Raw genomic sequence first — 24,164 nt, 5'->3', positions numbered from 1 at the left:
TGAAACTTGAAACTTGAAACTTGATTTCGGATTCCGGATTCCGGATTCCGGTTTTTGGGAACTGAATTTTGGTTGTCAGTTTCTGTTTGCTGAAAATTTGGAACTGAACGTAGCTTCTCAGAAGCTTTAATTTCAAATTTCAAATTTCAAATTTCAAATTTCAAATTTCAAATTTCAAATTTCAAATTTCAAATTTCAAATTTCAAATTTCAAATTTCAAGTTTCAAGTTTCAAGTTTCAAGTTTCAAGTTTCAAAAAATCAGGAGGAATTTAATGGCGAAAACGGCAAAAATTGAGGTAAAAAATCAAGACCTTTTAGCATCCCTTCGGAGCCTTCTCAAATCCGTGCTTGAAATGGAAGATGTGAGCGCCATGCTGATTCCGCAGCACCTTCCCATGAAAAATGTTGTGATGCCTGTGCTGGTAAATGATCCTGAGTATCTGGATGACGCAGACCCCCTGGCACCGGCTTTTCCCATGAATGCTGCGAAAATTGTATCCAGATTGACGCGAAAACCTATGGGCGGAAAAGTGGTGGCAGTTCTTCGTCCCTGTGAGATTCGGGCTTTTGTTGAGTTGGTGAAACTCAGACAGGCGAGAACTGAGGAACTCATAATTATTGGAACGGATTGTCTGGGAACATATAATAATAAAGATTATTTTCGGTTCCTTGAAAAAAAAGGGACAGAATCCACAGCATTGTTTTATCGGAATGTTCTTTCAGGCAAGGGGGCTGCCATGGAGGATATTGACCTGTCTCCGGCCTGCAAATCGTGTGAGTTTCCGATTCCTGTGGCAGCGGACATGCTTATCGGACTTGTCGGCGTTGACACGGAAAAGCACTTCATGGTCCAATCTCTGACCCCGAGAGGGGAGGCACTTTTCAACAATCTTAATCTTTCCGAAGCAGAGGAACCCTCGGCGCGTAAAGCGGCAGTTCAGTCTCTGATTGCGGAGCGAGTGGCGTATCGTGACAAAATGTTCGCAGAAACTGCGGAAGCCACGAACAGTGTGGAAAAGCTGACCACCTATCTTGCCAATTGTGTCAACTGCTACAATTGCAGAGTGGCCTGTCCGGTCTGTTACTGTAAGGAATGTGTCTTTGTGACGGATGTGTTTAATCATGAGCCGTCGCAATATCTGAAATGGGCGGCCAGAAAAGGGGCCATTAAGATGCCGACAGACACCGTGTTTTATCATATCACCCGTCTGGCACATATGAGTACAGCGTGTGTGGGATGCGGTCAGTGTTCCAACGCGTGTCCCAATGATATTCCGGTGATGGAACTGTTCCGCACCGTGTCTCATCAGACCCAGAAAGCCTTTAATTACGAACCCGGAAGAAGTCTTGACGAGGAAGCGCCCCTGTCCGTGTTCCGTGAGGCTGAATTCGAGGAGGTTGTGGGGATAAACTAGCCCGAAAGCTACTCCGCTGACACATAGCGAAATATAATTTCCGGTGAACACGCATCAGAAAATCATCAGGACAGAAGCAATTGATTTTCCATTGTTCTCGTTCCCAAACATTGGGCCGTTTATGATTTGGAGGAGTGATCGGCCGAGGAATGCTGAAATGAAATTTTAGCACAAGCTCACGCCCGAGGCCCTCTGAAAAAATGCGCTAAAATTTCATTTCAGCACTCCGGATATAATCCGCAAACACGCCTCTGAAAAATGCGCTAAAATTTCATTTCAGCACTCCGGATATAACCCGCAAACACGCCTCTGAAAAATGCGCTAAAATTTCATTTCAGCACTCCGGATAGAATCCGCAAACACGCCTCTGAAAAATGCGCTAAAATTTCATTTCAGCACTCCGGATAGAATCCGCAAACACGCTTCCGAAAAATGCGCTAAAATTTCATTTCAGCACTCCGGATAGAATCCGCAAACACGCTTCCGAAAAATGCGCTAAAATTTCATTTCAGCACTCCGGATAGAACCCGCAAACACGCCTCCGAATTTTGGTTTGGGAACGCGCTTCCTTCCTAGCTGACATCTAAAACTTAGAAAACTCAAAATAAATAATATACCCGATTCAGGAAAATATGAAAAATACAGGGTGGGTGAAGTTGTGAACGGTGGGTTCCGCTGTGCTTCACCCACCCTACATCCGGGTATTTTGTTTTTTAGGAAATCCCTTAACACTTAACACCTAACACCTAACACGCTTAAAGGAGATGAATTTATGAAAGAGACAGACAGAAGGCATTTTGTCAGAACCATGGTTGCCGGAGACGCTGTTCCGAGTGGCGGGGGAAGCGTCGTTCACAAAGCCTCGGAGACTCTTGCGGAGAGCAAGTATGATATTGGTCAGTGCAAAAGCGTAAAGATAAAATGCATTTCCGAAGTCGGCTGGTTTGACGAGGAGAAACTTGTCGGTCAGATGAACGCTGCCGGTGGCTTAGAAACCAACCAATGGATTATTCCGTGGGATCCTGAAAACGCAGCCGGAAGCAGTACGCTGATTGACATGGAAAGCCTGGACGGCACTCATCACAAATTTCTTCTGGATACCGGATGGAACACCGCGTACATGGACAACTGTTTCAAACGGGAAGGTATTGACAAGATGCTGAAAAATGGCGAAATTGAGTTTCTGATGATCAGCCATGAGCATCTCGATCATTTCTGGGGGCTGGAATCCGTACTGAAATACAACCCGGAAATCAAAATCCTCATTCCCGACACCTTTTATCCCGAAGGAATGCAGTTTCTGAAAGGGGCCGAATTTATCACGGCCGGCACAAGAAACGGAATTCCTCACCAGGGTGAACTTGTCCGGTTTGAGCCTGGAAAAGTGAACAAACTCTATGACGGCTGTGCTGCCGTGGCCTTTGATCTGCCAATTCTTATCCGTGTCCGCGGTGAAGCATCTCTCTACTTCAATGTCAAAGACAAGGGGATTGTCTGTGTTACCGGATGCTGCCATCAGACTATTCTGACCTTTGCTGACTTTGCCCGGGAAAATATCGTGGGAGGCGAAAATCTGTACGGTGTTTACGGAGGACTCCATATCGCACCGTTCGGGCCAATGAATCCGGAACGTGAACACCTTGTCAAAGGCATGGGAAAATACGGTTTCAAAAAGATTGCCTGCAATCACTGCACCGGCCTTGCGGCTGTTCAGAGAATGATCGAACTGGGCTATCCTGTTGTCAGAGGCACGGGCAGAAATGGCTCTGCAAGCGATCTTTATGTGGGGAACGGAGATGAAGTTAGTTTTGGATAATGACAAGTAAGGAATTTTCCAAAAAATAATCTACCCGAAATGTAGGGTGGGTTCCGCTTCGCTGCACCCACCCTACATTTTCCCGAACCGGGTATATTATTTATTTCGAGTTCCCTAAGAAATCCGGCGCTGTTCTAAAACTGGGCTAGCTCCGATATTTGCCAAATTGATTCAATAGATTAAAAAGCTTAAGTCCGGTTTCAGAACACTACCCAAAATATATAACTGATAATTCCGAAATATATGCGAGGATCTGAGGCTGCCGTGTCATTGTGCGGACAATTGCCGGAATCTCCGGAGCCGGAAGCGCACACCAGCTAAAGTCGGGCAGTGTGATTATGGCTGCATCCTGAGCAGGTAGGCATTACGCGGAGGGTGGGCATCGTGTAGCAGTGGGGTGATGAAAATGTTTCCAAGGCTCTGAAAAAGCTGATCCCGTTTTTGTTCCCCTCATTTTTTAACTGCCTGATTTTTAAGTCATAAAAAATTTACGGAATAAAAATGGGATCGCAATTGTCAGCCCGGTTTGTGACATTTTCATCACCCCAGTGTAGCAGTAACCCACCCCATATGCATCAGGCTAAGACTGCCGGACGGGGTTTGCAACCCCGTCCGAAACGTTTGTTTTCGGGGGTCGGAAAATATTTCGGACGGGGTTGCAAACCCCGTCCGGCAGATCACGGGTTAATAAAAACAATGAGTTACGATCTTAGCCTGATGCATATGGTAACCCACCCCGCGTCATATCTATTCCCCAAGCCAGAGAGGCGTCTGGGAGGATTCCTTCATTATCTTCTCCCTTGCACCCAGATAGGTTTTATACCCTCCGCTCAGGTTTTTGGATTTGAATCCGTTCTGAGTCAGAATGCGATAAGCAACGTAACCCCTGAGACCGATAGCACAGAAAGCAATATAATTTTTATCCTTCTCCAGTTCAGGCAATTTTTTGCGTAATTCGTGCAACGGGATATGCAACGCTGTGCTGATACTTCCGGATTCATCAAGCTCGTCCTTGTTTCGCAGGTCTATCAGAACATATCCGGTTTGTTCAAGGTCGCTGACTTCATCCCAGTTCATATTTTCAACATCGCCCTTTAACATATTTGAGGCGACAAATCCAGCGATATTCACCGGGTCTTTGGCAGAACCATAAGGCGGTGCATAAGCCAGTTCAAGTTCTTCAAGGTCATAGACCGTCATTGTTCCCCGGATGGCAGTGGCGAGAATATCAATCCGTTTGTCCACGCCTTCCATGCCGACAATCTGCGCACCGAGAATTTCACCGCTTCCTGGCGAGAAAATCAGCTTGATTGCCATCATTTCTGCCCCGGGATAATAAGACGCATGAGACCCGGAATGCGTGTAACTGAGCAGATAAGGGATATTATTGTTCTTCAGCAGTTTTTCACTGGCACCGGTTGAGGCAACTGTCATATCAAATACTTTTACCACAGCCGTTCCCAACGTGCCTCTGAAAACGGATTTTCTCCCCAGCACATTGTCCGCGGCAATTCTGCCCTGTTTGTTCGCGGGGCCGGCAAGTGCGGTCATCGTGGGCAGGCCCGTGACAAAATCTTTCACTTCAACAGCGTCCCCGACCGCATAAATATTCGGATCTGACGTCCTCATGGTTGCGTCAACTTTTATCCCCCCGCGGGTACCGATTTCAAGTCCGAGTTCCTTGGCAAGCTTGTTCTCAGGCCTGACGCCCACGGATAATATGACCATGTCGCATTCAATATCATTCCCTTTTTTCGTGGAAACAATGATACGCTCCCCTTTTTCGGAAAAGGATTCAACGCTGTTACCCAGGTCGCATGTCACGCCTTTTTCCTTCAAATGAGCCTGAACAATGGCGGCCATTTCATGATCAAGGGGCGGCATCACCTGATCAAGCATTTCAACAATGGTCGTGCTGACGCCTCGGTGTACAAGATTTTCTGCCATTTCAAGGCCGATGAAACCGCCGCCCACAACCACTGCGGATTCAGGTTTCCGGGTGTCAACATATGCCTTGATCTGATCTGAATCAGGAATATTCCGCAAGTTAAAAATATTCCTGAGTTCTATGCCTTCAAGGGGCGGTTTGAGAGGTTCCGCACCCGGGGAAAGAATGATCTTGTCGTAGCTTTCTTTGTAAGTCTCTCCTGTGGTAAGTTTTTTTACCTCGACCTGCTTGTTTTTCGCGTCAATGGCAGTAACTTCGGAGAAAATTCTTATATCAATATGATATCTCTCCCGGAACGCTTCAAGGGTGGTCACCAAAAGATCATCCCGATTTTCAATAACCCCTCCGATGTAATACGGAAGGCCGCAATTCGCAAAAGAAATATGCTCTCCTCTTTCAAAAATAATGATCTCCGCGTGCTCATCTAATCTCCGCGCCCGGGCAGCCGCAGTCGCACCGCCGGCAACGCCTCCGATAATTAGCAGTTTTATCGGCATAATGTTTTTCTCCTTTTTAAAATTAATTCTCAAATATCACCCGATGCCCAAGCCATTTATATATAACCACATAAAAATAGTATTTTCAAATAGTTAAAAACCTGATGCAAATATTCTGTTTTAACAGTTTGAAAATATAATCTATTGAATTTACGTTATGCAACATAAAATCCCAGTTTAAAAACTATCAATAAATTCAGTCAACAAAAAAACTTGAATATCGGGTGTCGCTTTTGCAGATTTTCAGAACAGTCATCAGACTGAACTTTTTTCGGATGAGTCAGGAATTCCCGATCTGCCGGCAATTTATTTTTTCTCAGAATCAGTAGATCAAAAAGTTTCCGGACTGTGTGCGGCATGGCAAAGAAACCCGGGTTTTTTTCCCCGGACAGAAGACTCCCCCGCCGGAAAAAGCCGGGTTTCTCCCCCGCTCGCCGTGTCTGTCCCGCGACAGCCCGAAAACTTTTCGATCTACTGAGAATGTTAAAAGAGACATAAGTACTCGGACAAAAGTTTTTGCATGTTTTCTGTTAGACATCTGGCCATAAATTTTCAGCCCTTTGCTTATACTCGATGTTCAAGTTTTTCTCTGTCATTCCTGCGAAAGCAGGAATCCACTGCTTCCGGAAGCGCGGCCTCTGCCCAAAATGGATTCCTGCTTTCGCAGGAATGACAGGGTTTTTAGTCGAACCGGGTCAAAAAACTTGAACATTGAGTTATAACAAAGATGGGCAGCGCCTTTTCCAGCACCAGACAGCTCCCATACTTCACATAAGAATGTGAAAATGAAAGAAGCCACACAAACGAAAGGTTTTCATCTGTTCTGTGTATGTTAATGATAACAGTCATTCTCTGATGGAGACAGATGATGATCGTTATTAAGTGACTATAGGCTTTCAGAAAAAGATTATCCGGAGTGCCAAACTTGCAGTTTGGCAAAAGTGTCCGGTTTCCGGGCATCAGAGATATCGCCAAACTGCAAGTTTGGCACTCCGGAATGACAGACATTTGTTTTAAATCTATAAAACAGAAGAAAGGAGCAGTAAGATGTTTGAACAAATATCATCCCGACTTCTTTGGTTTATTGCCGGTTTATTTGCCGGTTATCTTTGGATGGCTCATGCATATGGCTTATTTTTTTATTAGGAGAGATGACGATATGGTAACAATTGAAAACATCCGCTAATTCTGTAATGCTGGCGCAATGTTTTTTTACACACGCCCTCCGCTCCATCTTAATTTGGCTTTCAGCTCGTCAAAATAATGCTGATCCGGCATGTTGATCATGTTGACAGGATGCTGTCCCTTTTGAACGATAATGGTATCTCTGTCATCTATTTCAAAGCCCAGCTGACCGTCAAAAGTCAGCATGATGTCCGAAGCTCCCTTGGCCAGTTTGAATTTTATAAACACCGAGTCAGGAACAATCAGGGGTCGGTTGGTCAGTGTAAAAGGGCAAATCGGTGTCATAATTATGCCGGGAACCGCGGGATGGACAACAGGACCGCCCGCTGCAAGGGAATACGCTGTCGAACCGGTGGGGGTTGAGACGATAAGCCCGTCAGCCTTATATGTTGTCAGGTAATGGTCATTTATATATGTTTTTATATTGGCAAGTGTGGCAAGCGCGCTCTTGTTGATGACAATATCGTTTAACACGGTTTCACGGGCAATCTCCGCTTTTTCCCGGATGACTGTGACCAGAAGACGCATCCGGGAGGTGGTGACAAACTCTTTGCTGAGTATGGTTTCAGCAACATAAAACAAGCTGTCTTCTGTGATCTCGGCCAGAAACCCGACCTCACCGAACTTGATGCCGATAATCGGTATATTCTGATCCCCTATCCAGCGAACCGCGCTTAAAAATGTCCCGTCTCCCCCCAGCACGAAAACACAATCCAGGTCCGAAGGTGCGTAAGATATCTTGCTGCCTGACATTCTGGGACCTGACGGCAGATTCTTTTTCCTTACAACATCAATCCCTCTTGACCGAAGCCAGTTTTCAAATTCATCAGCTTTCCGGCCTGCCTCAGTATCTATTTTTACGACCAATCCTATCTTTTTCAAAACAGTTACAGTTGCTCCCTTTCCGTTTCTGTGTTTTACAGTCAGTTTTTCACACAATTATTCATACATACAAATATGACAAAGGTTCAGCAAGATATTTTTTGAATACAATGAATTTCTTTTGAGGCTTGACTCTTTCTTTTTATTGTTATAAAGGGAACATAAGCTTTATCTGAACTCATTTTCACAGTATTTTGTTTCAGATTTTCCAGGACGCCGGCCAGGTGATTCCGCACCTCACCTATCCTGTGTAAAACTTTAACGACTCAGACATGAGGAACTTTCTGAATCGCTACACCAAACTTTTTTATGAAAGAAAGGAGTAAGAATGGCAAAAAATCGTTTTAAAAATCTGTTTGTCTCAGTAATCATCGGACTGTTTATGACGTTCACCATCTGCGGAACCGGTCTGGCAGAGGAAACAATCAAGGTCGGCGTGGCCGGAGCCCACAGCGGGGACCTTGCTTCTTACGGACTTCCCACCGTAAAGGCCGCTGAACTTGTTGTCAGGGACATCAATGCAAAAGGCGGCGTTCTTGGCAAACAAGTTGAGCTTGTTGTCGAAGACGATGTATGTAAGCCCGAAGTTGCCACCAACACCGCGACCAAGCTGGTATCCCTGAAAGTTCCCGTGGTTGTGGGACATATATGCAGCGGTGCCACAAAGGCCGCTCTTGGTATTTATAAAGATGCGGGAATCATTGCCATATCTCCCTCAGCCACCAATCCCCCGCTTACCCAGAGCGGTGATTATCCCAATTTTTACCGGACAATTGCTTCTGATGATGCCCAGGCAAGGCTTGAAGTTGATTTTGCACTGAATATTCTGAAGCTTAAAAAAATTGCCGTGCTTCATGACAAAGGGGATTATGGCAAAGGACTGGCTGAATTTGCAAAGACCTTTTTGGAAAAAGCCGAGGGCGCGGAACTTGTATTGTACGAAGGCATCACACCGGGGGCGGTTGATTATTCCGCTGTTGTTCAGAAAATAAAACGATCCAAAGCCGAAGCCGTGATATTTGGCGGTTACCATCCTGAAGCCGCTAAAATCGCCATGCAGATGCGCAAAAAGAAAATGAAGACCCTCCTCATTTCCGATGACGGCGTTAAAGATGACACATTCATCAAGACTGCCGGAAAATATGCCGAAGGCGTATATGCAACCGGCCCCAGAGACACATCAAAAAACCCTCTCACCATTGCTGCAACAGAAGCCCATAAAAAAACATATGGATCAGATCCCGGGGCCTTCTTTCTTAATGCCTACGCTGCCACACTGGCTCTGCTCAATGCCATAGAAAAGGCCGGTTCCACAGATTACGAAGCAGTCTCAAAAGCCCTGAAAACCGAATATGTTGAAACCCCCCTTGGAAAAATCAGCTTTGACGAACGCGGGGACGCAATCGGTGTGGGCTTTTCAATGTACCAGGTCCAAAACGGCGTTTATGTTGAATTAAAATAGGATATTGAGTGTTTAAATGTCGTTGTTGTCTAACTGTTTATACTCGATAATCAAGCTTTTTGACCTGGATTGAACAAAAAATCTGTCATTCCTGCGAAAGCAGGAATGACAGAAAAAAAATTGATTACCGAGTTATAAGTACCTGAGCAAAAGTTTTTTATATACTTTTTTTCTGCGAGTGGCGGAGAAACCCGGGTTTTTCCTTTATCCGAGACGTATCATTTCGAAAAAAAACCCGGGTTTCTTCCCTGGGCAGATATTAAAAATTTATGGTTAGGTAATTAACTTTTCCGTTCGTTGCTTTCGCGGGCCTGAGAACTCCCGCGGAGCAGCCCGGATTTGCTGACCTGAGTTAAACAAAAGGCTGTTCATCGCCCCCGCGGGATTGAGAATTCCCGCGGACTGGCTCGGATATTGGCAAACATCAGACATTCAGACACCCGACTCCCAACCCCACAAACAATCAGATACTTAATTAAAATGGAATATTTCCTTGAACTTTTTTTAGGCGGGCTTACACGCGGCAGTATCTATGCCCTGATTGCGCTCGGATACACCATGGTTTACGGTATTATCCAGCTCATCAACTTTGCCCATGGCGAAATTTACATGATCGGCGCATTTACCGGTCTGATTGTTATCAGTGTGCTGACGCTGCTGGGCTGGAATCAGATAGCGATCTTAGTCATTGCGTCAGTTGCTGCTGTAATTTATTCATGTGCATATGGATTTACCATAGAGAAGATGGCTTACAAGCCGCTTCGGCATGCCCCGCGCCTTTCCGCACTGATCAGCGCCATTGGCATGTCATTGTTTCTTCAGAATTATGTGCTTCTGGCCCAGACATCTGATTTTCTTCCTTTCCCGTGTCTGGTCCCGGATTTTGAATTCTGGGAACCTTATTCTCATATTATCACCTCACCGGAGCTTGTCATCATCATCGCAACCACAATCGTAATGATTCTGCTGACCTTTCTGATAAAGTTCACAAAGATCGGAAAAGCCATGCGCGCGACAGCACAGGACAGGGACATGGCCATGCTGGTGGGCGTGGATGTGAACAAGGTCATCTCCTTCACATTTATTATTGGTTCCGCAACGGCCGCACTGGGAGGAGTACTCATTGCCTCCCATATCGGCATGGTCAATTTTTATATCGGCTTTATCGCAGGCATAAAAGCGTTTGTGGCTGCTGTGCTCGGAGGCATCGGCAGCATTCCGGGAGCGGTTGTGGGCAGTCTGGTCCTCGGATGGACAGAAAGCTTCTTTACTGGTTACATTTCAAGTGATTATGAAGATGTTTTCGCGTTTCTGTTCCTCGTGTTTATTCTGATATTCAGACCCCAGGGAATACTGGGACGCTCTGAAACGGAAAAAGTATAGTTTTAATGATTTGTGATTTGTGATTTGTGATTTGTGATTTGTAATTTGTAATTTCTGATTTGAATGTGGAATAATTCCTAATCACAAATCACCAATCACCAATCACAACTTTTTATGGGTGAAAAGTGATTAACTTTGAAGAAATAAAAAAATCGTTTCTGGCTTCAATCTGGTTCATGTTTCTGACGTTTCCCATTATGGTTATCCGGGTGAACACTGTCGAGAATGTGGTGGAGTGGCGATGGAACAATATGATTATCATCGGGGCCGGTAGTTTTTTTCTTTCCTTTGTCTGGCGATATCTCCTGAAAAAAAAAGAGACAGGCAACCAGAAAGCCAAGCCGGTCGAAACGGACAGGGTTCCTCTCAGCCAGCGGCTTTTCGAGGATCATAAGATTTATATTCCTGCTGCCATTGCCATTGCTGTTTTTGCGGTGATCTTCCCGTTTGTTTTTTCCATGTACCAGACGAATATTATGATCACCGCGCTGATTTATGTCACCATAGCATTGGGACTGAATATTGTTGTCGGGCTTGCGGGTCTGCTCGACTTGGGATATGTGGCGTTTTATGCTGTGGGGGCCTACAGCTACGCGCTTCTGAATTATCACTACGGACTCGGATTCTGGACCGTGCTTCCCATCGGCGCGGGATTGGCAGCGCTTTTCGGAATCATTCTCGGGTTTCCGGTGCTTCGTCTCCGGGGGGATTATCTTGCCATCGTAACCCTGGGATTCGGTGAGATCATACGGCTTGTCCTGGAAAACTGGAATGAGTTCTCCTTCGGCCCCAGCGGGATTGCAAATATCCCCCGACCCGGTTTTTTTGGTATTGACTTCTCCCTTCGGGGCGCGACCATATATATCTATTTTCTGATGATCGGCCTTACCCTTTTTACTGTGTTTGTCGTAAACAGATTACAGGATTCCAGAATCGGGAGAGCCTGGGTCGCTCTGAGAGAGGACGAAGTGGCATGTCAGGCCATGGGAATTGACAAAACAAAGACCAAGCTTACAGCGTTTGCCCTGGGTGCGACATGGGCAGGTATGGGAGGGGTTGTTTTTGCAGCCAAGACCACTTTTATCAACCCGGCAAGTTTTACCATATGGGAATCCATTAATATTCTCTGTATTGTTGTATTAGGAGGCATGGGATCAATTATCGGTGTTATTATCGGAGCGTTTGTCCTGATTCTTTTGCCAGAATACCTCCGGGCATTTTCCGAATATCGGATACTCCTTTTCGGGGCAGTGCTGGTTTTGATGATGGTGTTTCGCCCCGGGGGAATCATCAGCAATGTGCGACGGACATATAAATTTGAAGGTCTGAAAAACAAAACAGAGATGAGTTAAAACATCATGAGAACCATACTGGAAATTAAAAGCCTGACCATGGACTTCGGAGGGTTACGCGCACTGGATCATGTGGACATGGATATCAATGAAGGGGAAATTGTCGCGCTTATCGGACCCAACGGGGCAGGAAAAACCACGTTTTTTAACTGTATTACCGGAATTTACGCACCCACGGAAGGCGACATGATAATTTCGCGGCCAGGCAAAAAAAAAACAAGGATTAACGGATTAAAGCCGAATCTTGTCACAGAAAAGGGGCTTGCCCGAACATTTCAGAACATCCGTCTGTTTGCAAACATGACGGTGCTTGAAAATGTCATGATCGGTCGTCATTGCCGCTGTTCATCAGGTATCCTGGGAGCTGTTTTCAGAAACAGGGCAACTGTAAAAGAAGAGCAGAAAGTTGTCGAGGACAGCTATATGATTCTTGAAAAAATCGGCCTTTCTGAATATGTGAACGAGGTTGCGATGAATCTTCCTTACGGCGCGCAGCGGCGTCTTGAAATCGCCCGGGCAATGGCGACCGAACCGTTTGTTCTTTTGCTTGACGAACCGGCCGCGGGCATGAATCCCCAGGAGACACGGGAACTTGATGATCTGATTGTAAGGCTCCGTGACGATGAAAAAGTTTCCATACTGCTGATCGAGCATGACATGAAGCTGGTCATGAGCCTGTCTGACCGGATATTTGTCATGGATTATGGAAAGAAAATCGCACAGGGCACACCGGATGAGATAAAAAACAATCCTGCTGTAATAAAAGCCTATCTCGGGGAAGAAACTGATGCTTAAACTCACAAATATACAAACGTTTTACGGAAATATTCAGGCATTGAAAGATGTTGACATTGAGATTTCCGAAGGAGAAATTATTACGCTCATCGGCGCGAACGGAGCCGGAAAAACAACAACCCTTATGTCCGTTTCGGGGATTGTGCCGCCCCGGACAGGGGAAATATATTTCATGGGGCAGCCCATTCATCAGATGCGTCCGGATGAGATTGTCTCGCTCGGAATCAGCCAGGTTCCCGAGGGACGACGCATTTTTCCTTTTCTTACTGTGACGGAAAATTTGGACATGGGCGCGTTCTTACGGACAGACAAAGAGGGCATCCGGGAAGATATGGAATATATTTTCGGGCTGTTTCCGATTCTTGCGGACCGGCGGAATCAGGCTGGCGGAACATTAAGCGGAGGAGAGCAGCAGATGCTTGCCATTTCCAGGGCGATCATGGCAAGACCCCGCCTTCTTTTGCTTGACGAACCGTCTCTGGGGCTTGCTCCCATTATCGTAAGACAGATATTTGATATCATCAGCAAGATAAACAGCGAACACAATACCACCATTTTTCTGGTGGAGCAAAACGCAAATCTGGCGCTGAAAGTGGCGCGCAGGGGCTATGTCATGGAAAATGGCCGTATCATTCTTACAGATTCAGCAAAAAATCTTCTCTCAAATGAAGAAGTGAAAAAGGCTTATCTCGGATTAAGTACCTGATCAAAAATTTTTTATACACCTTTTTCTCTGTGAGCGGCGGAGAAACCCGGCTTTTTCCTTTGTCGGAGAAGCATCATTCCGAAAAAAAAGCCGGGTTTCTTCTTCGGGAAGATATTAAAAACTTATGGTTAGGTACTTATAAATCGTTTTATGAAAGTCATTTGTGATTTGTGATTTGTGATTTGCATGTCCCGAGTTTCTTCATTCCCTCCTGCTTATTTGCCAGTAATCCGGCATCAGGATAATTCTAAGCCGTCTGAAAATACCGCTTTTTGCCATTATTTTTTGTCCGTCTCTGTTCCCTCCCTTCGACAGGCTCAGGGAACGTATGTCAGCCGTTTCCTGAGCCCTGTTTCTTTTCCTGCTTTCCGCTTCTTCCTTGATTGATTTTCTCTTTTATGCAAAAATAAAAAAAGCCAGATTAATTGCGGAGTGAACACAGATGTTATGACGATATCTCTTGAACATCATAAACAGAAGGAGGGCAAATCACCATGCACCGTATCAAATCATTGATAGTGCTAATAAGTCTGATCTCAGTTCTGGTCATGCTGGGGTCCTGTGCGAAAATCCTAAAGCCGCGAGCGCCCTCAGAAAAGGTTTCCGGGCCTGCTGAGTTTGAAACAGCAATTGTCTTGCTGGCCCGCAGCCTACTGAGTCAGGTAAAAACAGACTGGGATTCATTGAACGAACAGCGGAAAGCCAATCTTATGATTATCCCCTTTCCGGACAAATATAGTAATGAAATTCCCCAAATCAGCAGGACAATTGAAGATATTATCAGGAAAGAAAGCAGGGAAAATTTTAAGGGGTTCAATATGGCCAGGCTGACATCCAAAAACCTGGAGATTGCAGATTATATCCTGGACGGGAACATCGGGCTTGATTCTGTGGCCAGCGAAAAAAAATATCATGTTTCTGCTGCTGTGAGAAATTTAAAAAAAATTAAGGTCATCGGAAAATCAGACGTCTGGATTTCTGACCAAAATCTGGATTACAAACCTACGGGAATATATCGGGACAGTTCTTTGTATGTAAAAGATGAAAGATTAAGGCAGATAATAACACTTGAAAAAAACACATCCCGTGATCAGACAGACAAAACCAGTCTTGATGCTTTGGAAATCAGGGCCATCTGGATAGAGGCGGAAACCGCTTATGAAGAGGGAGAATATGAAACTGCCCGGAATTTGTTCATCCAGGCAGAAAAAAGCAGGGGAGGCCAAAAGCTAAGAACTTATATAGGGTTATATCTGACGAATCAAAAGCTGGAATGCTGGGAAGAGGCCGAGAAAAATCTTGCCAAAATTATCTCAGTCAGCGTAGAAGAACACAGAACCCTGACAATTAAATTTCTGTTTAAAGTGAATTCCGTTGAATTCTGGGGAGATAAAAATTTAAGAGAAAAATATGACAGCTGGCTGCGCCAGATCGGCAACTATTTTCATCAGAGTCCTTATTGTCTCCGTATTGTGGGGCATTGCAGCAGGACAGGAGGGGAGCAGTGGAATAACATTCTGTCGCTGCAACGTGCCAAAACGATTCAGAGGCACTTAAAATCCGCGTTTCCGGAAGTGATGCGGCGCTCTGAAGCCTTTGGGAAAGGGTTTAATGAGAATATCGTGGGCATCGGCACGGACGACGAACGGGACGCTATTGACCGCCGGGTTGAACTTATTGTCGTTGATTGTAACGAATAATTGGGTGGTAAAGAAACCCGGGTTTTTCCGATATGGAAAGGTGCCTCATCCGTGAGAAAAACCCGGGTTTCTTCCCCGGACAAATATCGAAAAGTTATGGATAGGTACTTAACAATCAGAAATTTATTAAAAAAAGGAGGAAGACCTGATGAAAAGATTATTGTTTATTGTAATTTCTTTAGCAATTCTCGTGGAAAATGCTTATGCGTCGGAGACGCTTGTCATTGCCGGTGCGGGACCAAGCACGGAAGTTGTCAGGCTCCTGGCCAGAGAATTTTGCGCCACTGATGACGGGAAAGATTATCATATGACCGTTCCCCTGAAAAGCATAAAGCATGCGGGAGGTCTCAGATGGGCAACAGGTGAGGAGGTGTTCGGACGCACAGGACGTCCCATGAATGATAAGGAGAAAAAGACTTATCCCCAGCTCCGGGAACTTTTTGTCGCAAAAATAAATATTGGCTTTGCTGTGAATAAGGATGTCAAAGTCACCGAGCTTACCAAAGAGCAGTTTGAAGGGATATATACTGGAAAGATCAAAAACTGGAAAGCGGTCGGAGGCCCTGATATGCCCATCATACTGCTTGGCCGGGAAAAAACGGAGGCCGCATACACCGCACTTTGCAAAGACTATCCTTTTATGCGCAATGCTCCGTTTGTCCGTCGTTATAAAAAAGAACATCAGATCATAAGAGCCATCACTAAAACGCCCGGTTCAATTGGTTTCAGTTCCGAATCCCTCCTCAGAGCCGAGAAAGGATGTGTGGTCCTTAATATTAAAAATTTTTCATCAGGGCAGAATGTGGGGCTGGTCTATGATGTTGAAAAAGAAAAACGCCCAGTTGTTGATAAAGTAAAGACGTTTGTTAATAGCGAAAAATGGCTGAATGTGCTGAAATCCAATAATTATCTCCCGCCTGACAAGATGTAATGAGGGATAGTCTTGAAAAAATTTTCCATTACAACCAGATTAATCTCGTCGCTCTGTCTTTGTCTTATTCTCACCCTTGGACTAATTATTTCATATTCGACATGGAGAGCATCCATTCTGGCCAGAGAAAGAGCAGAAGAATGTATTGTTTCTCTGGCCAGAAAGCAGGCGCATTCGCTTGAACATCAGATAGATATTGTGTTGGGAGAACTGCGCAAGGTGGCATATACGCTTTCCCTGATCAAAAACGAACATACTGAAATTGATTTGGATCGTGAGCAGGTAACGGAAATTCTGCACAACCTTTCCGGAGAACTTAAGGAAACAACGGGTGTGTTCACTTGCTGGGAACAGTCCAGCTTTGACAACCTTGACACGGGGTTTGCGAACACAATGGGTCACGATAACACGGGCCGTTTTGCTCCGTATCTGATCCGTGATGAAAAAGATGAAATAACATTGCTGTCCCTTTTAACTTCCCCTTTGTACAGCGCCGGCGGCCAAGCCGGAATTTGGTATGAGGCGGCCCGGTCAGCAAATAAAGAACAAATATTCGGTCCTGTTCATTATATCCGGCAGGATAAGAAAGTGACTGTCATTATTCTTTCCGTGCCTGTCTCCACAGGAGGAGTGTTTCATGGCCTTGTGGGAGCAAGCGTTAATATTTCATTTTTACAGAACGATACGGAGGCCGGAAATAAAATGCTGCTTGGCGGTGCAGGCAGGCTCACCATCATTAATCCTGAAGGTGTCATTGTTGCTGACAGTGAAGATAAAGCGTTGGTTACAAAGCCTCTGGAATTAAAAAGCGATGAAAAAATTTTTCAAATAATGCAGTCTGGTTATGAGCAAATTATCCTGAAATCAGGATGCTTCAATATTTTTGTGCCCTTTAACCTGGGCTTGTCAACTGATAAGTGGTGGGTGATTAGCCGATTTCCTGAAGATAAGGTGATGGCTGATGTTCGAACCACATTATGGCATCAGGCAGGCATCGGCCTTATTGCGCTGTTGGCCTCATGTGCTGTGGTATCTGTCATCGTCCGCACCATTATCCGACCTCTCAGACATATCATCAGCGGTCTTTCTGACGCGGCACTCACAGTGGCATCCGCGTCTGCTCAAATCTCAGCCACAAGCGGCCAGTTAGCCGAGGGAACGTCCGAACAGGCGGCAGCAGCCGAGGAGACGTCCGTATCTTTGAACGAAATGGCCCTTACAAGTAAAGATACCTCAGAACTGACCCGGGGGTCAGGGCAATTAATGAACGATAATATCAAAAAATCCGTCAAAACGGTGATGACGCTTGTTGATCTGACCGAGAAAATTGCCCTGATTGAGAAGGACAGCGGTCAGATCGGACAGATTATCAAACTCATTGACGGGATCGCATTTCAGACCAACCTGTTGTCGCTGAATGCAGCCGTGGAAGCGGCCCGTGCCGGTGACGCGGGTTCCGGTTTTGTTATTGTTGCGGACGAAGTGAGAAATCTGTCCGTGAGAGTAGCGGAGGCGGCTAAAACAACCCAGAATCTGCTGGATACCACTCTGAAGAGAATAGCTGAGTGTGCGGTCTCAATAAAAATTATGAACAGTGATTTTGAAGGTATCGTCAGATCCGCGACAATCATGGGGGACAAGACCAGCGCAATTACCAATGCCACCAAGGAACTGAGCAGAAATATCGAACTGATTAACAAGGCTGTTGCTGAAATGGGAAAGGTGATCGGGCAGAATGCTGCCAATGCTGAGGAGTTTGCCAGTGCTTCCGAAGAGCTGAATGCCCAGGCAGAACAGTTGAAATACTACGCAACGGAGCTATTTATCATAATCAGAGGAGCAGGTAATGAACTTGCGGTTTTTAATCGCTGATCTGTGTACAGGACAAAAAAAGATGAGCAACAAAGAAACCCGGGTTTTTCCGACGGGGGAAGGTGTCCCGTCCGGGAAAAAAAGCCGGGTTTCTTCCCGCACCGCAACTTTTTGTCCTGTACACAGATCGCTGATAACGAGATAAATATGATTTGCTGTTTTTTAATTGATTAAAAATACATTAGTTATTCAGATACAGAATCCCAGCCATTGCCATATTATACTTGATTTTAAAAAAAATATCAGATATTAACATATTAACTCAAGTGTCCCGTAAACAGTTTTTTTGCCAGACTGTAAGTTTAAGCAGATTGAAAATTTCCATAAATCCGGAGTGCAAAAATTGAGCGAAGCATTTTTTTGCACCGCTTAATTAAATAATTCCTGATTATAACGGATTTGGGGGAGGCTGGCCAAGCCCCAAAGGGGCGGCATATTTCTGGTAATTCATCATCCCGGGCCGGTCAAGCCCCGTAGGGGCGGCATATTTGTAGCATTCATCATGCCGGGCCGTTCAAGCCCCGTGGGGGCGGCATATTTGTGGCATTCATCATGCCGGGCCGTTCAAGCCCCGTAGGGGCGGCATATTCGCCTGGTTGCTACAAATATGCCGCCCCCACGGGGCTTGGCGGGGGCTTGCAAACCTGCTGCTACAAATATGCCGCCCCCACGGGGCTTGACCGGCCTCCCCCAAATCCGTTATAATCAGAATAATTCCGGTAAAATGCAAAAAATCGCTTCGCTTAATTTTTGCACTCCGGATATTTTTTTAATATTGATAATATGTTAGGAAAGGAGGAATGAAGAATGAAGCTTTTTTCTTTAATTGCGGCAACGATGATGTGTTTGCTGCTTTCCAACACGGTTATGGCAGAGGAGATAAATCTTGTCGGCACAGAAAACGGCGAGCCGATTTTCAAAGCAATCGGTATTGCTTTTGAAAAACAACATCCGGAGATTTCTGTAAAAATTCCTGACAGCATTGATTCCGGAGGCGGGATCAGGGCTGTGGCAGAGGACCGGGCAGTGATTGCCAGAGTTGCAAGGGATTTCAATGAGCGGGAGAAAAAGTATGGTCTTACATATATTCCTTTTGCAAAGGTCCAGATTGTATTTTTTGTGAATACAGGGGTGGAAGTGAAAAATCTTTCCGTTCAGCAGATTAATGATATTTACAGCGGGAAAATCAGGAACTGGCAGGACCTCGGTGGTAAAAATCTTAAACTAAGAGTTGTCACACGGGAGGAAGAAGACAGCGCGACTGAGACTTTGGAAGACTGTCTTCCGGGATTTGAAGAGATAGATATCCTGAGCAGATCAAAAACCGTATTCAGTGACTCAGACGCACTTGACGTAGTTCAGAAAAAACAGGGGGCTATCGGTTTCGGAACCTATGGCATTGCCACACATGCGGATGTCAGGATTTTGAATATTGACGGCAAAAGTCCGGCCGACCCGGATTATCTTTGTTCCCATCCGGTAGGTCTGGTATTTAAAGATAAAAATAAAACCGGGTTTATTCAAAAATTTGTAGAATTCGCCACATCCGAGGCAGCGCACGATGTAATCAGAAACGCTGGCGGAACACCGTTTTAGGACCGTAAGAGGGGGAAAAGTTCCCATATGACTTTTCAAATTCACTCTGAAATTTTGCTGATTCTGACGAATTTTGCTGACTGGCAGGGATGACAGCGGACCGTGCCGCAGACAGTCCCGCGGAAAGCACAGGGAAGGCACATTTTCCTTTTCTTATCCTCCTTCCCTGTACTTTCGAAAACATGACGGATCAGCAACATCCGTCAGAATCTGAAATTTGGATACAGAGAAAACATTCAGCATTTCAGTTCATATATGAAAACGATAAAAACTAAAATAGTTATCAGTTTTTCTCTGGCAGTCACCTTAATCGTGGGGCTGATAGGCGGTCTGGTATCCTGGGAACTTGAAAAAAGCATTTCTCACCAGGCAGAGATGCTGAATGAAGACCTGATTCTCCAAACAGAGTCAGTTCTTCAGGGCCACAACAGGATACTTCTCACATTTTTAGATGATATCAGGGAAAATGTCCGTCGTCATACAAAAGATATATCTGAGTCCGACATTGTTATTCATAATCTGGAAAGCCAGTTGATCAACTCCCTGACAAAATTACTTCAGCAATCATGTGAAAATTCAAGTATGGATTTTGCAGTGATATATGACACTGAAGGAAAATTTCAGGCATCCTTTCCAAAAGACCCGGATGTGATACAAGCGGAAAACCATTTCAACTCATGGAATCCGGGTAAAAAAATTCTGGCAATTTTAAAAAAAGAAGAAAGTGAAATACTGAATGTCGTATCAAGACATAATGCTGAATTTCTCAGAGCCTTCGGACTCGGTGAACGGGATATGGCCGGAAAAGGGGGGATTATCCTGGCCTCCCTGGGCACCATCCTGAATGACTTCGGAGATCCTTTAGGGGTCTGTGTCACTGGAAAACTGCTTAACGGATTCCACAAGCCGCTCATTCAATTGCATAGTGCCACCGGAAATGCGGGCATTTTTTATCTCGACACCATTCCCCTTGCCCATGCCGGATTTAAGCAAAATGACAAGGAAGGTGTGAATGTCCCGGATATTCAGATAAGCGCGGATTATATGACAAAGATATATCAGACAGACGAATCGCCAACCATAAACACTGTTATGGAAATTGCGGGAAAGAGCTACGTCACCGCCAGTTCCGCAATAAAATCATCTGACGGTGAAAAAATCGGAATTGCATGGGTCGGCATTCCTCTGGAAGCGCTTCGGGTTCGGAAAACAATCCTCGCCGGAAGCATTGCCACAAAACATTCTTTGCAAAAGTGGATTATCGGATGCGGCATTGTATCATTAATTATTTTTGGTATAGTGACACTGTTTATTGCCGCAAGAATTGAACGCCCCATCCGGAACGTCATCAGCGGCCTTTCCGATGCTGTATTGAAACTGACATCCGCGTCTGCTCAAATTTCAGCCACAAGCGAACAATTGGCAGAGGGAACATCCGAGCAGGCAGCAGCATCCCAGGAGACCTCCGTATCTCTGAATGAAATGGCCGGCGCAAGCAAAGAGACCACGAAACTGACCCGGGGATCCGGACAGTTAATGCACGACAACATCAAAAAATCCGTCAAAACCGTGATGTCTCTTGTTGATCTGACTGAGAAAATCGCCCTGATTGAAAAGGACAGCGGTCAGATCGGACAGATTATCAAAGTCATTGACGGAATCGCATTTCAGACCAATCTGCTGGCGCTGAACGCTGCCGTGGAAGCAGCCCGTGCGGGTGACGCCGGCTCCGGATTTGCCATTGTGGCCCATGAAGTAAGGAACTTGTCTACAGAAGTGGCGGACGCTGCAAAAAACACCCAGAACCTGTTGGATACCACCCTGAAAAGGATAGCTGAATCCGCAGTGTCAGTAAAGGTGATGAACAGCGATTTTGAAGGCATTGTCAAATCTGCGACAGTCATGGGGGATAAAACCACCGCGATTACTGAGGCGACCAAAGCGCTGGCTCGGAATATTGAAATGATTAACAGGGGGGTTGCCGAAATGGGGAAAGTGATCTGGCAGAATGCCGCCAATGCCGAAGAATTTGCCTGCGCTTCCCAGGAACTGAAAGCCCAGGCAGAGCAGTTGGAACATTATGTGAAAGCCTTGGCAGCCATGGTGGGGGGAGCAGATAATTGAACTGGCGGATTCTGATCGCTGATGATAACAAGCTTTATCTTCATATTTTGCAAAAAATTTTTGCGCCGCACGAACATTCTGAGATGTCAGATAACAGTATCTCCTTTGAGACTGATATGTTTGAAGACGGCAAACCCCTTGTTGAATTCTTCCGGGCAGAATTTGAGAACAACAGGAGAATCCCTCTCTGTATTCTGGATATGCGGATGACTGCCATGAACGGGCTTGAAACGGCCGAGGCTGTGCGTTCAATTGATCCCGAAGTTTTTATCATCATTTTCACGGGGTATGATATTACGCATGATGAGCTGATAAAAAACCTGAAAAGAGATGTCTATTTTATAAAAAAAGAAGGAACAGGAGGCGTCAGAATCGAAGAATTGCTGTCGCTCGCGACGTCTCTGCTGATCAACTGGAATAATCAGCAGGCTCTGAAAGAAGCATATATGGAGAAAGACCGCACTCACCGCCAGCTTCAGACCGTGCTTAATTATTCCCCGATGATCACGATTCAGCAGGATCTGGAAGGAAGATATCAGCTGATCAATCCGCGTTTTACAGAGGTCTTTGGTCTGTCTCCGAGCCAGGTTGTGGGACGGACGGACGCGGATATCTTTCCGCCGTCAATGGCCTTTGCCCGGGCCAGGCAGAACCGGGCGGTAATCAAATCCGGCAGACAGTTGGAATTTGAAGAGCAGGTTCCGGTCGGAGACATTATGCGCACCTATCTCACGGTCCGATATCCGATACTTGACGAAAATGGCCAAATAACAGGCGTAGGGGCCATGTCAACGGATATGACCAAACGCCGGGAAATAGAAGAATCACTGAGAGAAAAGGAAGCCTATCTAAAAGCAATAATGGCGGCCATTCAGACAAGTGTGATGATCATAGACCCTGAATCCTATAAAATTCTTGACGTAAACCCGTGGACATCTCAGTTGCTCGGACGTACAAAAAAAAATATTATCGGACGTGATTTCTATGATCTGTGTTCTGACGGGCTCAAGGCCAACCCGTCCCAGCGCACTTTCAGCGATGAATATGTTTTGCAAAAAGAGGATAAGGAACTTGTTTATACCCGGAGATCCGTTGCAAAGGCTGAGGTGAAAGACCGGGAATATCTGGTACAAAGCCTGTTAGATATAACAGATATTAAAAATCTCATGAAAAAACAGGAGATCAGCATTGATCTGGCAAAACATCTCCTATACATGACAAACGGTGTTCCCCCGCGTCATACCCCCCTTTCAAATGATCTGATATTATTTGCAGAGGTCATTTCCGTCCCGTGTTTCAAGGAGGGAGGAGACCATTACTTTGTTCGGAACATCGCCGCCAAGGGTCAGGGCAGACATGAAAAAACAGTGGTCAGTCTGAAAGATCAGTCAGGGCATGAAGTCGGCTGTGTTCTGAGAAGCATTATTACCGATCTGATTCATCATGAAATCCTGAGCAAACATGAAATGATGCCGCTGGAAGCGGTCATATCCGGGCTGAATGATGCGATTTGCCGTTCAGATGCTTTTGAGCCAAGAGATTTTTTTACTTCTGCTAATGCGGAGATTGATCATCAGACCCTTGAAATGAGGTATCTGTCAACCGGACACCCGCGCTTTTTTCTCATCCGGGGAAATGAAATAAAAGGGCTGCCTGAACGTGGTAAATCCGGAAGAAATACACCTGTTCCTCTTAATGCCGGGACAGCATATTCAGCAGCATCATGTCAGCTTGAGGCGGGTGACAAACTGATTTTTTACACAGACGGGCTGACCGACATGCCCAGGGCAAATAAGAAGCGGTTTATAACATTTGAAGAACTGAAATATCTTATCGGTGATATGCTCTGCCGTGATTTTGCATTGTCTGTTTCTGATATCATGCGGGGTATTTTAAAGGCTGTTTCAAAAATGAGTGATGTTGAAGTCATACCATTTTCAAAAAACACGTCTGATGATGATATCACCATACTTTGTCTTGAGATTGAAAATCGGAACGCGTATAATCAAAGAATTCTGAGACCGGGAGATTCAGATGAGCTTTCCGAAATCATAAATGAGTTATATAAAGAAATTCTGTATGGGTTAAAACGCCAGGGCTTTGTATATTCTGAACTGGGGGTCCGATCAGTACTCACAGAAAGCATGATTAATGCGTGGACACATGGCAATCAGCAGGACAGCAGAAAATCCTTAACTGTTCGCTGGCGATATGGAAACGATTTTCACCTTGAAATTATTGATGAAGGTGATGGGTTTGATTTCAGTCGCTTTCCTGATCCGAAATCAGAGGAAAATCTGACCAAAGCATCCGGAAGAGGACTCTATATTATTCGACGTTTCTCGGACACAGTGCATTGGGAAGAAGGAGGCAGGCATCTGATCCTGTCACTCAGAAAGCATCGTGATTCGGTGGCAAAGGTGCATCTCAGGCGAAAAGAACACCTGATGAAACTGTGATAAATGATGAAAGTGAGAATAGAGAAATTCTGATTTTTGC

The 24,164-nt window shown here is 45.4% G+C and carries 16 protein-coding genes; 14 read left to right on the top strand and 2 right to left on the bottom strand.

From position 1 onward, the window contains the following. Positions 1-273: 273 nt before the first annotated feature. The gene (locus tag dnm_RS03390; protein WP_207681312.1) at positions 274-1,416 is read left to right on the top strand and encodes a Coenzyme F420 hydrogenase/dehydrogenase, beta subunit C-terminal domain; all 1,143 of its coding nucleotides are present in this window, start codon (positions 274-276) and stop codon (positions 1,414-1,416) included. Between the two features lie 772 nt (positions 1,417-2,188). Beyond that, the gene (locus dnm_RS03385) at positions 2,189-3,232 is read left to right on the top strand and encodes an MBL fold metallo-hydrolase (protein WP_207681311.1); all 1,044 of its coding nucleotides are present in this window, start codon (positions 2,189-2,191) and stop codon (positions 3,230-3,232) included. Between the two features lie 747 nt (positions 3,233-3,979). On the opposite strand, the gene dnm_RS03380 is transcribed toward dnm_RS03385, so the two are convergent. Both dnm_RS03380 and dnm_RS03375 read right to left on the bottom strand, forming a co-directional pair. Continuing rightward, complete coding sequence (locus dnm_RS03380; RefSeq protein WP_246556180.1) at positions 3,980-5,677, bottom strand: FAD-dependent oxidoreductase; 1,698 nt, start codon at positions 5,675-5,677, stop codon at positions 3,980-3,982. A gap of 1,212 nt (positions 5,678-6,889) precedes the next feature. Beyond that, entirely contained in the window at positions 6,890-7,744 is an 855-nt protein-coding gene (locus dnm_RS03375) for an NAD(+)/NADH kinase (RefSeq protein ID WP_207681310.1), read from the bottom strand. A 328-nt stretch (positions 7,745-8,072) separates the two neighbouring features. Between dnm_RS03375 and dnm_RS03370 the strand changes: the two genes are divergently transcribed. The 12 genes from dnm_RS03370 to dnm_RS03315 all read left to right on the top strand — a co-directional run bounded on the left by dnm_RS03370 (position 8,073) and on the right by dnm_RS03315 (position 24,124). Beyond that, complete coding sequence (locus tag dnm_RS03370; protein WP_207681309.1) at positions 8,073-9,206, top strand: branched-chain amino acid ABC transporter substrate-binding protein; 1,134 nt, start codon at positions 8,073-8,075, stop codon at positions 9,204-9,206. A gap of 480 nt (positions 9,207-9,686) precedes the next feature. Continuing rightward, a complete protein-coding gene (locus dnm_RS03365; RefSeq protein WP_207681308.1) occupies positions 9,687-10,589 on the top strand; it encodes a branched-chain amino acid ABC transporter permease in 903 nt (300 codons plus the stop codon). A 176-nt stretch (positions 10,590-10,765) separates the two neighbouring features. After that, positions 10,766-11,941 carry an ABC transporter permease subunit gene (locus dnm_RS03360; RefSeq protein ID WP_207683575.1) on the top strand — a complete coding sequence of 392 codons (1,176 nt, stop codon included), beginning with the start codon at positions 10,766-10,768 and terminating at the stop codon, positions 11,939-11,941. Between the two features lie 6 nt (positions 11,942-11,947). Continuing rightward, positions 11,948-12,736: an ABC transporter ATP-binding protein gene (locus dnm_RS03355; RefSeq protein WP_207681307.1), complete on the top strand. Its 789-nt coding sequence runs from the start codon at positions 11,948-11,950 to the stop codon at positions 12,734-12,736. After that, positions 12,729-13,442 carry an ABC transporter ATP-binding protein gene (locus tag dnm_RS03350; protein WP_207681306.1) on the top strand — a complete coding sequence of 238 codons (714 nt, stop codon included), beginning with the start codon at positions 12,729-12,731 and terminating at the stop codon, positions 13,440-13,442. The genes dnm_RS03355 and dnm_RS03350 overlap by 8 nt, the downstream gene beginning before the upstream one ends. 494 nt (positions 13,443-13,936) lie before the next feature. After that, positions 13,937-15,142, top strand: coding sequence for an OmpA family protein (locus dnm_RS03345; RefSeq protein WP_207681305.1), 1,206 nt, complete (start codon positions 13,937-13,939; stop codon positions 15,140-15,142). 148 nt (positions 15,143-15,290) lie between these two features. Next, positions 15,291-16,073, top strand: coding sequence for a substrate-binding domain-containing protein (locus dnm_RS03340; protein ID WP_207681304.1), 783 nt, complete (start codon positions 15,291-15,293; stop codon positions 16,071-16,073). 12 nt (positions 16,074-16,085) lie between these two features. Continuing rightward, the gene (locus dnm_RS03335) at positions 16,086-17,945 is read left to right on the top strand and encodes a methyl-accepting chemotaxis protein (RefSeq protein WP_207681303.1); all 1,860 of its coding nucleotides are present in this window, start codon (positions 16,086-16,088) and stop codon (positions 17,943-17,945) included. Between the two features lie 540 nt (positions 17,946-18,485). Beyond that, entirely contained in the window at positions 18,486-18,650 is a 165-nt protein-coding gene (locus dnm_RS03330; protein ID WP_207681302.1) for a hypothetical protein, read from the top strand. A gap of 102 nt (positions 18,651-18,752) precedes the next feature. Beyond that, positions 18,753-19,541 (top strand): substrate-binding domain-containing protein, encoded by a 789-nt coding sequence (locus dnm_RS03325; RefSeq protein ID WP_207681301.1) that lies wholly within the window; start codon positions 18,753-18,755, stop codon positions 19,539-19,541. A 255-nt stretch (positions 19,542-19,796) separates the two neighbouring features. Further along, on the top strand, positions 19,797-21,665 hold the full coding sequence (locus tag dnm_RS03320) for a methyl-accepting chemotaxis protein (RefSeq protein WP_207681300.1): 1,869 nt from the start codon (positions 19,797-19,799) through the stop codon (positions 21,663-21,665). Further along, positions 21,662-24,124: a SpoIIE family protein phosphatase gene (locus dnm_RS03315; RefSeq protein WP_207681299.1), complete on the top strand. Its 2,463-nt coding sequence runs from the start codon at positions 21,662-21,664 to the stop codon at positions 24,122-24,124. Before dnm_RS03320 ends, dnm_RS03315 begins: the two co-directional genes overlap by 4 nt. Positions 24,125-24,164: the final 40 nt, after the last annotated feature.

This window comes from Desulfonema magnum, assembly GCF_017377395.1.
Lineage (GTDB): Bacteria > Desulfobacterota > Desulfobacteria > Desulfobacterales > 4be13 > Desulfonema_C > Desulfonema_C magnum.
Note: the sequence above shows the minus strand (reverse complement) of the source record. Positions and strands in the feature narration are given on the sequence as shown.

What these genes read in the sequence shown, in the direction of transcription:
- dnm_RS03390 (WP_207681312.1), top strand. Translation starts at nt 274, where the DNA reads ATGGCGAAAACGGCAAAAATTGAGGTAAAAAATCAAGACCTTTTAGCA.
- dnm_RS03385 (WP_207681311.1), top strand. Translation starts at nt 2,189, where the DNA reads ATGAAAGAGACAGACAGAAGGCATTTTGTCAGAACCATGGTTGCCGGA.
- dnm_RS03380 (WP_246556180.1), bottom strand. Translation starts at nt 5,677, where the DNA reads ATGCCGATAAAACTGCTAATTATCGGAGGCGTTGCCGGCGGTGCGACT.
- dnm_RS03370 (WP_207681309.1), top strand. Translation starts at nt 8,073, where the DNA reads ATGGCAAAAAATCGTTTTAAAAATCTGTTTGTCTCAGTAATCATCGGA.
- dnm_RS03365 (WP_207681308.1), top strand. Translation starts at nt 9,687, where the DNA reads ATGGAATATTTCCTTGAACTTTTTTTAGGCGGGCTTACACGCGGCAGT.
- dnm_RS03360 (WP_207683575.1), top strand. Translation starts at nt 10,766, where the DNA reads ATGTTTCTGACGTTTCCCATTATGGTTATCCGGGTGAACACTGTCGAG.
- dnm_RS03355 (WP_207681307.1), top strand. Translation starts at nt 11,948, where the DNA reads ATGAGAACCATACTGGAAATTAAAAGCCTGACCATGGACTTCGGAGGG.
- dnm_RS03350 (WP_207681306.1), top strand. Translation starts at nt 12,729, where the DNA reads ATGCTTAAACTCACAAATATACAAACGTTTTACGGAAATATTCAGGCA.
- dnm_RS03345 (WP_207681305.1), top strand. Translation starts at nt 13,937, where the DNA reads ATGCACCGTATCAAATCATTGATAGTGCTAATAAGTCTGATCTCAGTT.
- dnm_RS03340 (WP_207681304.1), top strand. Translation starts at nt 15,291, where the DNA reads ATGAAAAGATTATTGTTTATTGTAATTTCTTTAGCAATTCTCGTGGAA.
- dnm_RS03325 (WP_207681301.1), top strand. Translation starts at nt 18,753, where the DNA reads ATGAAGCTTTTTTCTTTAATTGCGGCAACGATGATGTGTTTGCTGCTT.
- dnm_RS03320 (WP_207681300.1), top strand. Translation starts at nt 19,797, where the DNA reads ATGAAAACGATAAAAACTAAAATAGTTATCAGTTTTTCTCTGGCAGTC.